The organism is Actinoplanes sp. CA-131856, from assembly GCF_050956135.1.
GTDB lineage: Bacteria > Actinomycetota > Actinomycetes > Mycobacteriales > Micromonosporaceae > Actinoplanes.
Window position 1 is genome coordinate 5,609,791 of sequence record NZ_CP191849.1, and the last position, 12,244, is coordinate 5,622,034.

General features: G+C 72.5%; 11 protein-coding genes. 5 read left to right on the top strand and 6 right to left on the bottom strand.

The genetic code is table 11. The annotated features are described in order from the left end of the window. Positions 1–35 precede the first annotated feature (35 nt). Genes ACQP2X_RS26065 through ACQP2X_RS26080 form a run of 4 tightly spaced genes read right to left on the bottom strand, consistent with a single transcriptional unit; the run spans position 36 to position 5,945 of the window. The gene (locus ACQP2X_RS26065; RefSeq protein WP_498686243.1) at positions 36–947 is read right to left on the bottom strand and encodes an HAD family hydrolase; all 912 of its coding nucleotides are present in this window, start codon (positions 945–947) and stop codon (positions 36–38) included. After that, on the bottom strand, positions 944–2,482 hold the full coding sequence (locus tag ACQP2X_RS26070; RefSeq protein WP_498686245.1) for an arylsulfatase: 1,539 nt from the start codon (positions 2,480–2,482) through the stop codon (positions 944–946). The genes ACQP2X_RS26065 and ACQP2X_RS26070 overlap by 4 nt, the downstream gene beginning before the upstream one ends. Before the next feature lies 1 nt (position 2,483). Then, positions 2,484–3,338 (bottom strand): formylglycine-generating enzyme family protein, encoded by an 855-nt coding sequence (locus tag ACQP2X_RS26075; RefSeq protein WP_498686248.1) that lies wholly within the window; start codon positions 3,336–3,338, stop codon positions 2,484–2,486. Positions 3,339–3,392: 54 nt separating this feature from the next. Next, positions 3,393–5,945 (bottom strand): winged helix-turn-helix domain-containing protein, encoded by a 2,553-nt coding sequence (locus ACQP2X_RS26080; protein WP_498686249.1) that lies wholly within the window; start codon positions 5,943–5,945, stop codon positions 3,393–3,395. A 307-nt stretch (positions 5,946–6,252) separates the two neighbouring features. Here ACQP2X_RS26080 and ACQP2X_RS26085 point away from each other — a divergent pair, with 307 nt between their 5' ends. The 5 genes from ACQP2X_RS26085 (at position 6,253) to ACQP2X_RS26105 (ending at position 10,681) form a co-directional block, all read left to right on the top strand. Further along, positions 6,253–8,391: a winged helix-turn-helix domain-containing protein gene (locus ACQP2X_RS26085; protein WP_498686250.1), complete on the top strand. Its 2,139-nt coding sequence runs from the start codon at positions 6,253–6,255 to the stop codon at positions 8,389–8,391. A 60-nt stretch (positions 8,392–8,451) separates the two neighbouring features. Further along, on the top strand, positions 8,452–8,874 hold the full coding sequence (locus tag ACQP2X_RS26090) for a DUF7144 family membrane protein (protein WP_498686251.1): 423 nt from the start codon (positions 8,452–8,454) through the stop codon (positions 8,872–8,874). 54 nt (positions 8,875–8,928) lie between these two features. Further along, positions 8,929–9,120 carry a hypothetical protein gene (locus ACQP2X_RS26095; RefSeq protein WP_498686253.1) on the top strand — a complete coding sequence of 64 codons (192 nt, stop codon included), beginning with the start codon at positions 8,929–8,931 and terminating at the stop codon, positions 9,118–9,120. A 2-nt stretch (positions 9,121–9,122) separates the two neighbouring features. Further along, positions 9,123–9,983, top strand: coding sequence for a YhjD/YihY/BrkB family envelope integrity protein (locus ACQP2X_RS26100; RefSeq protein WP_498686254.1), 861 nt, complete (start codon positions 9,123–9,125; stop codon positions 9,981–9,983). Between the two features lie 71 nt (positions 9,984–10,054). Beyond that, entirely contained in the window at positions 10,055–10,681 is a 627-nt protein-coding gene (locus tag ACQP2X_RS26105) for an HNH endonuclease family protein (protein ID WP_498686255.1), read from the top strand. Between the two features lie 39 nt (positions 10,682–10,720). On the opposite strand, the gene ACQP2X_RS26110 is transcribed toward ACQP2X_RS26105, so the two are convergent. Further along, positions 10,721–11,683, bottom strand: a complete 963-nt coding sequence (locus ACQP2X_RS26110; protein WP_498686257.1) for a LacI family DNA-binding transcriptional regulator — start codon at positions 11,681–11,683, stop codon at positions 10,721–10,723. Beyond that, complete coding sequence (locus ACQP2X_RS26115) at positions 11,676–11,825, bottom strand: hypothetical protein (protein ID WP_498686258.1); 150 nt, start codon at positions 11,823–11,825, stop codon at positions 11,676–11,678. The genes ACQP2X_RS26110 and ACQP2X_RS26115 overlap by 8 nt, the downstream gene beginning before the upstream one ends. Positions 11,826–12,244: the final 419 nt, after the last annotated feature.

A 12,244-nucleotide genomic window follows, 5' to 3' on the forward strand; every position in this document is an offset into this window, starting at 1 on the left:
GGATCGCCCTCCCCGCGCACCCTCGGTTTCCCCCCTCACCGAGGGCCGAAGACCTGTGACCAGTCTCCGGCCATGCTCACGGCCACCCAGTTCTCCGCCTCGGCGGCGGCGATGGCGTCGGCCGCGCCCGCGGTGTACGCGAACTCGCGCTCCGCGTCGTCGTGGATCACCACCAGGCGCAACGGTTCGCGGCGGCCTCCGCCCGCCGCCCTCAGCATCGGCAGGTCGCCGTTGGCGTTGCCGGCGGCCAGGATGGGGTGGCGGCCGATGCGGCTCCAGATGCGCACCGGTTTCGCCGGGCCGTCGTCGAACACGTCGAGCCGGGCCGTGTGCACGATCCGGCCGTCGCGATATTCCAGCGCCACCGAGCTGCCGATCACCCGGTCGGCCGGGACGCCGTACACCTCCGCGCTGACCGTCCGCAGGAAGTCGCGCCCTCCCCCGGTGGCGATGTAGCAGGTGAAACCGTTCGCCACCAGATAGTCGAGGAGTTCCCGCATCGGCAGGTACGCCGTGTCGACGTACGGCCGGTTGAGGGTCGGATGTTCGCCTTTGACGAGGAAGTCCCGGGCCAGCTCGGCGAATTCGTCGACAGTCGTTCCCTCGTACGCCTGCAGGAGCCCCGCCGCCATCTCGCGCAGATCGGCGTCGTCGCCCTGGTAGTGCTTGGTGATGGCCCCGCCCAGCCAGTCGTGGTCCTTCTCCGACACCGCCTTGAACGGCTGGCGGCTGCGCAGCGCCGGATAGCGGTCGGCCAGCTCACCGATGCGGCGCAGCAGGAAGTCGGCCTGCACGGGCAGTGGCTTCTCGCACCACAGCGTGCCGTCGTTGTCGAAGACCGCGACCCGGTCCTCCGGGGGGATCCCGGCCACCGCCACGGCCACGAACTCGAGGATCCGCTGCCGGGAGGGGGTTTCCCGCCAGGACGGGAGGACGGAGGTGGTCACCGTCCACCCCAGGCGGCTTCCCGCATCGCTTCCATGGCCTGGTCGATGGTGAAGGACTGCGGGCGCTGCTGCGGCGGGAACTCCTTGAAGGTCTCGAGGAACCGCGTGACGATGCCCTGCGCGGCCATGACCAGGAAGGCGTGGTCGATGAACCAGTCGTAATAGGTGTTCGACGTGGTGTCGGCCCGCTCGAACGGGTCGGTCCGCAGGTTGAACAGCTTGGGGATGCGCAACGGGATCAGCGGTTCGCTCCAGACCCGCATGGTGCCGCCCGCCCGCTGTTCGGCGAAGACGACCTTGAAGTTGTCGAAGCGCAACGCCACCAGGTGGCCGTCGTCGTCGAAGTAGATGAAGCCGGGCCGAGGGCTCTTCGGGGCCTCGCCGGTCAGGTACGGCACCAGGTTGAACCCGTCGATGTGGACGCGGTACGGCGTCCCGCCGACCGTGCGGCCGATCCGCAGGTCCTCGACGACGTCCGGGTCGCCGGCGATCGCGAGCAGCGTCGGCAGCCAGTCGTGGTGGGCGACGATCTCGTTGGAGACCACCCCGGCCGGCACCTGGCCCGGCCAGCGGACCGCCAGCGGCACCCGGAAGGCGCCTTCCCAGTTGGTGTTCTTCTCGCTGCGGAACGGGGTCATCGCCCCGTCCGGCCACGTGTTCATGTGCGGGCCGTTGTCGGTGCTGTACATGACGAACGTGTCGCCGGCGATGCCGAGCTCGTCGAGCAGGTCCAGCAGTTCGCCCACGTGCCGGTCGTGGTCGATCATCGTGTCGTGGTACGGCGACTGCCAGCGCCCGGCCTGCCCGACGCTCTCCGGCTTGGTGTGGGTCCGCAGGTGCATGTGCGTGGTGTTCACCCAGGCGAAGAAGGGCTTCTCCGCCGAGTGCTGCGCGGTGATCCACTCCTTGGCGGCCGCGATGAACTCGTCGTCGACGGTCTCCATCCGCTTCTTGGTCAGCGGTCCGGTGTCTTCCACCCGCTGCTTGCCGACCCGGCCCCAGTGCGGGTGCACGGTGTCGTCGTCGGTGTCGGTGGCCCACGAGTGCAGCACGCCGCGCGGGCCGAAACGCTGCCGGAACTCCGGGAAGTCGGCCGGGTCGGGATAGTCCGGCAGCTCGGGCTCCTCCTCGGCGTTGAGGTGGTAGAGGTTGCCGAAGAACTCGTCGAAGCCGTGCACGGTCGGCAGGAACTCGTTGCGGTCGCCGAGGTGGTTCTTGCCGAACTGGCCGGTGGCGTAGCCGCGGCTCTTCAGCAGGGTGGCGATGGTCGGGTTCTCGTCGCGCAGGCCCATCGTGGCGCCCGGGATGCCGACCTTCGTCATGCCGGTGCGGAAACCGCTCTGCCCGGTGATGAACGAGGCCCGGCCGGCGGTGCAGGACTGTTCGCCGTACGCGTCGGTGAAGCGCATGCCCTCGGCGGCGATCCGGTCGATGTTCGGCGTGCGATATCCCATCAGGCCGTCGCTGTAGCAGCTCAGATTGGTGATACCGATGTCGTCACCGAAGATCACCAGGATGTTGGGCCTCTCGGTCATGTCAGAGCTCCGTTCTCCGCACGCAGCGAAAACCTAGATGCGAGGTGCCGGTGTCGACGGGCTGCGCCATGCGCGCGGCCGGCCGGTACCGGCGGCAGTAGTTGGGAGAGCACAAGTGGGAGCCGCCCTTCATGACCCGGCGCGCGATACCCGACTTGTCGACCGAGCAGCAGGGACGGCGATGGTCGCCGTACGGATCGGCGGTCCACTCCCAGACGTTGCCGATCATGTCGTAGAGCCCGTAGCCGTTGGCCGGGAAACGCCCGACCGGCGACGTGCGCTCGTACCCGTCGGCCTTGGTGTTGTGCACCGGAAAGTCGCCCTGCCAGGTGTTGGCCCAGTGCCGCCCGCCCGGGTTCAGCTCGTCGCCCCAGGCGAACTCGGCGCGATCGAGGCCTCCCCGGGCCGCGTACTCCCACTCGGCCTCGGTCGGCAGTTCCTTTCCCGCCCATTTGCTGTACGCCATGACGTCCTCCCAGGCGACATGGACGACCGGATGGTCGGGCAACCGCCGGATGGAGCTGCCCGGCCCGGTCGGGTGCCGCCAGTCGGCGCCGGGCACGTACGTCCACCACTGGAACGGATCGCGCAGGTCCACCGGATGCGGCGGCGACGTGAAGACCACCGACGACGGCGCCAGCATCTCCGGCACCGCACCCGGGTAGTCGCCCGGGTCGGCCGCCCGCTCGGCCACGGTGACGTGCCCGGTGCGCCGCACGAAGGTCGCGAACTCCCGGTTGGTCACCGGATAGCGGTCGATCCAGAAGCCGCCGACGCTCACCTGCCGCGCCGGCGCCTCCTCCGGGTAGTGGTCGTCCGAGCCCATCCAGAACTTGCCCGCCGGAATCCACTCCATGACGCTGAGCATTTCCTCCTCACCCGGCGACGGTCGTCACCCTCACCGGATGAGCTACAGCAGGCCCAGGTCCCGGGCCCGGCGGACCGCCTCGTTGCGGCGGGTCGCGGCCAGCTTGCGCAGCACGCCGCGCACGTGGGTCTTCACGGTGTTGACCGAGACGTACATGGTCCGGGCGATCTCCTCGGTGCTGAACAGCTGCGCGAGATAGCCGAGGACCTCGGTCTCCTTCGCGGTCAGCGGTTCCACCATGACCGGGGCCGCCGGCGCCGCCTGGGGCGGCGGGGCGGCGGGAACCGGCACGGCGGCGGCCGGGCGCGGGGTCACACCGAGCCAGTCGTGCCGTACGGCGAGATCGCGGTCCTCGCGCAGGAAACGCCGCACCGGGGCCGCCGTCTCGAGCAGCGGCCGCCGGAGCCGTTCACCCTCGGCCAGGGCCAGGGCCCGGTGCAGGGCGCGCCGGGCGCGGTCGCGGCGCCCGTCGCTCAGCTCGGCCGCGGCCGTGACCAGCCAGCCGTCGACCCGCACGTCCAGCGGCAACCCGGGCCGTTCGCCCAACGACGTCACGACGCCGCGGGCGCGGGCGGTGTCACCGGCCGCCACCGCGGCCATCGCCTCGGCCACGGCGTGGTGGGCGGTCGTGCCGGTCGCCGAGGGCGGCCGGCCGGGGGCGATCAGCGCGTCGCGGTTCAGCGTGATCATCTCGGTGAGCCACGGCGGGCGGTCGCCGGCCGGGGCCGCGGCGAGCGCCTCGACGGCCCGGGCGGTGTCGCCGCCACCGCGGTGCACGCGGGCCCGCACCAGGGCCAGCAGACCGGCCAGCAGGGCGTCCGGGTGCTCGTCGAGCCGCGCCGCCGCCTGCTCGGCGTGCACGCGGGCCGCGGTCAGGTCGTACTCGTCGCTGTGCACCCAGGCCAGGGCCACGTCGGCCGCCGCGTCGCCGGGGCCGTCGTCGGCGCCGGTGCGGTCCAGGGCCCGGCGGGCGTGCTCGTTGGCCCGGCGCAGCCGGCCGCAGAGCGCCTCGGCCAGGGCGAGCCGGCCGAGCACCTCGCCGCCGTCGTGCTCGGACGGTTGCAGCACCGCGCAGGCGCCGGTCAGGTCGTGCCGCCAGAGCAGACTCTCGGCCCGGGCCAGCCGGATCAGCGAGGCCAGCGCCGGTGGCACGGCCACGCCGCCGGCCAGCGCGTCGTCGAGCAGCCGCCAGGCGAGCTCGGCCGAGGCGGCCAGGTCACCGGGCCGGCCGTGCCGCCGGGCGCGGGCCACCTCGACCGCGGCCAGGCTCAGCGGCAGCGAGATGTCGTGCCCGCCGGCCATCTCACCGGCCCGCAGCAGGTGTTTGGCGCACGCCTCGGGGTCGTCGAGATAGTGGGCGACGGCCGCGGCGACGACGGCCGCCTCGGGACGGTCGAGGTCGGGCGGCATCGAGGTGAACGCCGCGGCGCCCCGGCCGTCCAGCAGGTCGGTGATGCCGAGGCCGCGCACCACCGAGGTGGCCGCCAGCGCCCATTCCTGGGCGCGCAGGGCGTGCGGCAGCGCCTCGGCGTAACGGCCGAAGCCGGCGTACCAGCGGGCGGCCCGGCGGTGCAGGCCGGTGACCCGGTCGACCGGCCCCTCGCCCAGGGCGGCCAGCAGCACCTCGCGGATCTGCGGATGGTGCACGTAGGTGCGCTCGCCGCCGGTCGTCGCGGTCACGAAGACGCCCTGGCGGGCGAGACGGTCGAGGACCTGGGCGGCGTCGCGGCGCACGCTGAGCTCGACGGCCAGACCGGCCGGCAACCGCTCGGCCACGCAGGTACGCAGCAGCAGCTCGCGGGTGGCCGCGGTCTGCTCGCCGAGCAGCTCGTCGCGGATGTAGTCGGCCAGCTCGTCCTTTTTGTCCCCGGTCATGGGCAGGGCCCGGGCCTCGAGCCGCAGCGCGGCCGCCCACCCGTGGGTCTGCTCGGTCAGCTCGGCCACGGCGTTCGGCCCGAGCCGGGTGCCGTGCGCGGTCAGCAGCGCGTCGGCCTCGGCCGGGGTGAAGGCCAGGTCGTCGTGGCGGATCTCGGTGATCGAGCCGGCCAGCCGGTAGCGGTGCAGCGGCAGCGGCGGATCGACGCGCCCGACCAGCACGCAGCGCAGCTGCGGACCGGCGTGCTCGATCAGGAAGTGCAGGCCGTCCAGGATGGACGCCCGGGTGAGCGCGTGCACGTTGTCGAGGATCAGGACGACCGGCTCGTCCTGGGCCGACAGGGCGACCACGAGCCGCACCAGGAACGACCGCTCGGCGCCCTCGTGCCACTGGCTGGTCACGTTCACACCGGCGCGGCGCAGCGCGGCCACGGCGTAGGACCAGAACGCCTCGGGCCGGTCGTCGTCCGGCTCCAGCGTCAGCCACGCCACCCGGCCACCGGCGTGCCCGCTGGCCGTCCAGTCGGCCACCAGGCTGCTCTTGCCGGATCCGGCCGGCCCGGTCACGACGGTGAGACGGCGGGCCGGCCCGATATCGAGCCGTTCACGCAGGCGCTCGCGCACCACCCACCACGGTGGAAGGCCCGGCGGCTCCAGCTTGATCGTCATGATCGGCTCGCCGTCGGTCGTCGTCAGCTCGGTAGCGATCTCCCCATGCATCCAGTACCCCCATTTGCGATCGCCCCGCCTTGTCGGCACCGGCGTCGCCCACGATTCGCGGCCTGCCCAGGGGACCCCGGTGTCTACGGAGAGTTTTCTACCGATCATCAACAGTCACATCACCCGACCTGGGTGATTCCGTAAGTGGATGACGAGAGCGGACAGATGCCAGGTCATGCGGCACACGGGTGGTGAAAAGTTGTGCGACGACACGTTGCGGCGACTGCACTGTGTGCGATCTGATGATTACTCGATCTCGCCGGTCCATCGACCGGCTTCACGTTGGCGGACGGGGGTCAGTGCGTCGATGACACGTGGGGAGCTCGTGCCGCGCCGCAGGCTGTTGAACGATCTGGCCGCGGTCCGCGACGACGTGCCCCTCATCCTGGTCGTCGCTCCCCCGGGCTACGGCAAGTCGATCGCGCTGCGCCAGTGGGCCGCCCGCGATCAGCGCTCGTTCGCCTGGGTCACCGCCGAGCCGGCCGACCGCGACCCGCACCGGCTGCTGCGCCGCGTCGCCCGGGCCATCGCCGAGATCAGGCCGGTCGAGCCGGCGACGTGGCGCTCGCTGTCCGCCCCGGCGGCGGAGCTGGCCGAGGAGGCCGTGCCCCGGCTGGCCGCCGCGGCGCCGGACGTGCTGGTCATCGACGATGTGCACCTGCTGCGGGGCACGCCCGGCCAGCAGCTCGTGCTCGCCCTGGCCGAGCGGATGCCGGCCGGGTCGCACCTGGCCCTGGGCGCCCGCAGCCGCCTCGGCCTGCACGTCGGCGGGCTGCGCAGCCAGGGCCGGTGCGCCGAGTTCGGCCCGGCCGACCTGCGGCTGTCCCGGGCCGAGGCGCTCAACCTGATCCGGGCCACCGGCACGGTGCTCCCGGCCGAGCAGGCGCTCCGGCTGAACCGGCGGTTCGAGGGCTGGCCGGCCGGGGTCTACCTGGCCGCGCTGAGCCTGCGCGGGCGCTCCGACGCGTCAAGCGCGGCCGAGCACGTGACCGGGGCCGATGCCTATCTGAGCGAATACTTCCGCGATGTCGTGCTGGCCGCCGAGCCGGCCGACACCGTGCGGTTCCTGCTGCGCTCGGCCACCCTGGACAGTCTCACCGGCAGCGTCTGCGACGCGGTGCTGCGCCGGCACGGGTCGGGTCAGCTGCTGGCCGGGCTGGCCGTCCGCAACGTGTTCGTCGAGCCCATCCACCCGGCCGCCCGCTCCTACCGCTACCACCCGGCCTTCCGCGAGATGCTGATGGCCGAGCTGCGCCGTCGCGAGCCTGCCGCCGAGGCGGCCCTGCACCGCCGGGCGGCCACCTGGTTCGAGCGGCGTGACCAGGCCGAACCGGCCGTGCGGCACGCGGCCGCGGCCGGCGACGGGCCGGCCACCACCCGCCTCGTGCTGCGCCACGGGCGACGGCTGATCGACGAGGGCCGGGCCGTGGCCGTGGCCGACGCCCTCGACGGGCTGGGCCGGGGCCGGGCCGAGCAGGACGTCCGGCTCGCCGCGCGGGCCGGCTGGGTGTACGCGTTCGCCGGCCGCACCCTGCAGGCCTCGGCCTGCCTGGCCGCCGCCGACGGCCACGGTGCGCCGGACGCGCGGACGGCGGCCGCCGTCGACCGGCTGCGGGCCGCGCTCGCTCCCGGCGGTGTCGACGGGATGCTCGGCAACGCCCGCCGCGCGGCCCGCGCCGACCGGCCCGGCTCCGAGTGGTACGCGACCACGATGACCCTGCTCGGCGTGGCCGAGGAGCTCACCGGCAACACGGTGCTGGCCATGGCCCGTTTCGCGCGCGCCGCCCGGGCCGGCCCGGAACATCCGGCGCCGTCCGCGCTGGCCCTGGCCGGCCTGGCCTGGCACGCCGCCGACCAGCACGACTGCGCCGCCGCCGGCGCGTACGCCGACGAGTCGGCGGCCCTGCTCGGCCCCGGACTGCGCACGTGCGGCTGGGCCGTCCTGACCCACCTGGTCCGGGCCCGGGTGGCCCTCGAGGCCGGCGACGCCACGGCGTTCCGGCTGCTGATGGGCGAGGCGGCGGAGTCGATGGAGCGGGCGCGGCCGTTCCCGTGGCTGGTCGCGGCGGCCTCGATCCGGCTCTCCCGGGTGGCCCTGGACGCCGGGGACCACGCGGCGGCGTCCAAAGCGGCGGTACGGGCCCGGCTCGCCCTCGATCAGCTCACCACGACCGGGGTGCTGGCCGAGCGCTACCGGGTGCTCATGGCCGACGTGGGCCGCGAGAACGCGCCGGACCCGGCGGCCGGCACGGCCGGGCTCACCGCGGCCGAGCAGCGGGTGCTGCTGCTCCTGCCGACCCACCTCACCCTCAACCAGATCGCGGGCGAGCTGCGGCTGTCCCGCAACACGGTCAAGACCCAGGTCGCGGCCGTCTATCGCAAGCTCAGCGCCTCCACCCGGGCCGCCGCGGTCGTCCAGGGCCGCGAGTTGGGCCTGCTGGACTGACGGCTCGCTCATTCCTCACGGGTGAGGCCGTCCGGCGTATGGCGGCTCACCCTGAGGGCCATGTCCGTACAGAATGAGCCGACCCGGGTCACCGCCTGGGCGGGCTGGGTCGTATTCGCCGCGGTGCTGCTCGCCATCGTCGGCATTCTGCAGGTCACGCTCGGGATCATCGCCCTGGCCCGGCACGAACTGTTCGCCATCGACGAGTCCCGGCTGCTGGTGGCCACGAGCTGGACGGCCTGGGGCTGGACCCACCTGATCATCGGCGCGATCCAGATCGTCGTCGGTCTCGGCCTGCTCTCCGGTCAGAGCTGGGGACGGATCTTCGCGGTCGTCCTGGCCTTCCTGAGCTCCCTGTCCAACCTGGCCTTCCTGGCCGCGTTCCCCGTGTACTCGCTGCTGATCATCTCGTTCAACATGATCACGATCTACGCGGTCACCGCGCACGGCACGGAGGTCCGGCGGGACTACGACGACGCCTGAGCCCACCCCCTGCGGGTGAGGCGTTTCGGGCGTATGCGATCGGAGGATTCAGCCATGACTAAGTCGAAGAAGAAGAGCAAGGCGGCCAAGTCGCGCCGGCCCGCCATCCTCGCCGCGACCGGACTGGCCGCCGCGGGCGTGGCCGCCGTGGTGATCGGCCGCCGCAGGAACCGCGCCGAGTCGGAGCCGGCGGCCGAGGCCGCGACGGCCACCCCGCTCGCCCCGGTGAGCACCGACAGCCGCTGACGGTGACGACCCGGCCGGTGCTCAGCGCGCCGCGCTGGGCGGAAGCCCTGTGGTCGTGGGCGTCCACCCGCTGGCCCGGCCGGGTCGGCCTCGGCACCCTCGCGGCCATCGTCCGCCTCGAGATCTTCGATCGCGCGATGACGCTGGCCGCCCAGCTCTTCACGTCCATCTTCCCGCTGCTGATCATGGCGGCGGTGCTGCTCGGCCGGACCTTCGACGAGAAGCTGGCCGAGGTCGTGAAGGTGCCCGACGAGGTGGCCCGCGTCCTCAACGAGGCCATCGCGGGCAGCAGCGTCAGCGCGTTCGGTGTGGTCGGCGGCCTCATCGTGCTGGTCTCCACGACCAGCCTGGCCCGGGCCTTCACCCGCGCCTACGCGACCATCTGGAACCTGCCCCGGCCGCGCAGCAGTCCCCGGCACGCCTGGCGGTGGCTGCTGGCCGTCGTGGTGCTCACGCTCAGCGTGGTGGTGGTCCAGCTGCTGGTCCGGGCCGCGATGGAGGCGCCCGCGCCCTATCTGACCGTGGCCCTGGTGACCCTGGCCGCCGACTTCGGCGGCGCCCTGTTCGTGCCCTGGATCCTGTCCGCACGGCAGATCCGGGCCCGGCTGCTCCTGCCCGGCGCGCTGCTGTTCGGCGTCGCGATGCTGGTGCTGCGCCCGATCGGCTCGGTCTATCTGCCGCACGCGCTCGACGTCAGCTCGGCCCGCTTCGGCACCATCGGCGTCGCCTTCACCTACATCGGCTGGCTGTACGTGCTGTCGTTCGCCTACCTGATCACGGCCGCGGCCGGTCAGGTGATCGCCACCGATCCCGGCCGGCTCGGCCGGGCGATCCGCGGCATTCATTCAGACGTAGGACACTGACGGGATCTCCACACGTTCACCCCGGCCGTCGAGACTGATCCTCATCGATCCCCTTCCCCCGGGAGCTGAAGATGAAGCGCCGTCTCGCCCTGCTCGTCGCCCTCACCCTCGGCGTCACCGTGGCCGCCGCCGGCCCGGCCGCGGCCACCCCGCCGAACATCCCGTCCGCCACCACGGCCCAGTCCCAGCTGAACGCCCTGACCGTCGCCACACAGGGCTCGACCAGCGGATATTCCCGCGACCTGTTCCCGCACTGGATCACGATCAGCGGCGCCTGCAACACCCGGGAGACCGTCCTCAAGCGCGACGGCTCGAACGTGGTCACCAGCTCGGCCTGCGCCGCCACCTCGGGCAGCTGGTACTCCCCGTACGACGGCGCCACCTGGACCGCCGCCTCCGACGTCGACATCGACCACGTCGTCCCGCTGGCCGAGGCCTGGCGCTCGGGCGCCAGCTCGTGGACCACCGCCAAACGCCAGTCCTTCGCCAACGACCTGAGCCGCCCTCAGCTCATCGCGGTGACCGACAACGTCAACCAGTCCAAGGGCGACCAGGACCCGTCCACCTGGCTGCCGTCGCGCACCGCCTATCGCTGCACCTACGCCCGCATGTGGATCGGCGTGAAGTACTACTGGGACCTCACCCTCCAACAGGCCGAGAAGACCGCGCTGCAGAACACCCTGGACAGTTACTGCTGATCCGGCCGCCGGCCGAACCTATTCGGTCGGTCTGTCAAGTCAGCGGGGTGGGGCCGTGCTGGCCCGCACGATCAGCTCGGTACCGAGCTCGGCGTGGTGCCACTCGACCGGCTTACCGTCGAGCAGCCGCAGGATCGTGCGCCCGGCCAGCCGCCCCATCTCGCGCAGCGGCTGCCGCACGGTGGTCAGCGGCGGCGACGACCAGCGCGAGGCCGGCAGATCGTCGAAGCCGGTCACGCTCAGATCGCCCGGCACGTCGAACCCGAGTCGCCGCGCCCCGTCGAGCACCCCGAGGGCGATGTTGTCGCTCGACGCCACGACGGCGGTCGGCCGGTTCTCGCCTTCCAGAAGCCGCTTCGCGGCCACGAGCCCGCTGTCGTACGAATATGAGCCGTGCTCGATGACGGCCGCGAGCCCCGCTTCCTCGAGCCCCGCGCGGTACCCGTCGATCCGCGCCCGGGTGCACATCAACTCGGAAGACCCGGCCACGAAGGCGATCCGCCGATGCCCGAGCCCGGCCAGATGCCGCGTCGCGGACCGCGCCCCCTGCCAGTTGGCCGCGCCCACGGTAGGCAGTCCCGCCGCCGTACCGGTCGCCGGGTCGAGCGCCACCGACGGCACCCCGAAGTCGTCCAACAGGGTGGTCAGCGCCCGGGCGCCACTCGTCGAGGCGAGGATGGCACCATCCGTACGCACGAAATCCCCGCGGCGCAGAGCCGAAACGACAAGACCGACCCCCGCTTCCTGTACGACTGCCTCGATGCCCCGCAGATGCTCCATCTCCCACCCGCACGAAAGCCCCGGAAAGACCACCTGAATGAGCCCGGTCCGCGCTCGCCGCGCCCGCCGCGGCCGATAGTCCCGCTCCGCGAGCAGCCGTAGATCCCGCTCCCGCGTAGCCGGCGACACCTGCCCCCGCCCACTGAGCACCCGCGACACGGTAGGCACGGAAACCCCCGCCGCCTGCGCGATCGACTCCATGGTCACGTCCCGCTCAGGCACGCCCACTCCCCTCAGCCCGCCGCACCAGCCGATCGAGATGGTCGAGCAGCTTCACCTCACCACCCGACACCCTCTCACGCTCCCCCGCCGACAGCCCGGCCAGCACATCCGGCAGCACCTCGTCCCGGGCCACGAAGACCATCGCCCCCGAGTATTCACGACAGCCGGAACACCAGAGAAGCCCGACGCACCGCTCATAGGACACATGCCCCAGCGGGTAATACCGATAGCGATACGACCGGATCTCACCCCGGCACGCCCCGTCCCCGAAGTGGATCCGGCTCACTTTGGACCAGCCCCACCCCGCCGCGCGTCGCCTCACCCGGCCCATCTTTCCGCCCCACGCAAGCCCTTTACCGTTCCGATCATCGGCCGCCGCTTCCTGAAATCATGAACGCGATGGAAGACGACGACGAGTCAGTGACGGCGTTCATGGCGACCGTAGTTCCACGGCCCGATCCAGCGAAACAACAGCCGTCGTGATCGCCGTCCAGGCCATTGCCGAAGAGCTCGCCGAGCCGGTCGAAGCCGGCTCCTCAAGCGGACCAGCAGGCTCGCCCG

Bases quoted from the DNA above. Each gene is read 5' to 3' on its own strand.
- ACQP2X_RS26090 (WP_498686251.1), top strand. From the start codon at position 8,452: ATGTCCGTACAGAATGAGCCGACCCGGGTCACCGCCTGGGCGGGCTGG.
- ACQP2X_RS26070 (WP_498686245.1), bottom strand. From the start codon at position 2,482: ATGACCGAGAGGCCCAACATCCTGGTGATCTTCGGTGACGACATCGGT.
- ACQP2X_RS26095 (WP_498686253.1), top strand. From the start codon at position 8,929: ATGACTAAGTCGAAGAAGAAGAGCAAGGCGGCCAAGTCGCGCCGGCCC.
- ACQP2X_RS26075 (WP_498686248.1), bottom strand. From the start codon at position 3,338: ATGGAGTGGATTCCGGCGGGCAAGTTCTGGATGGGCTCGGACGACCAC.
- ACQP2X_RS26115 (WP_498686258.1), bottom strand. From the start codon at position 11,825: ATGGTCTTCGTGGCCCGGGACGAGGTGCTGCCGGATGTGCTGGCCGGG.
- ACQP2X_RS26105 (WP_498686255.1), top strand. From the start codon at position 10,055: ATGAAGCGCCGTCTCGCCCTGCTCGTCGCCCTCACCCTCGGCGTCACC.
- ACQP2X_RS26080 (WP_498686249.1), bottom strand. From the start codon at position 5,945: ATGCATGGGGAGATCGCTACCGAGCTGACGACGACCGACGGCGAGCCG.
- ACQP2X_RS26085 (WP_498686250.1), top strand. From the start codon at position 6,253: ATGACACGTGGGGAGCTCGTGCCGCGCCGCAGGCTGTTGAACGATCTG.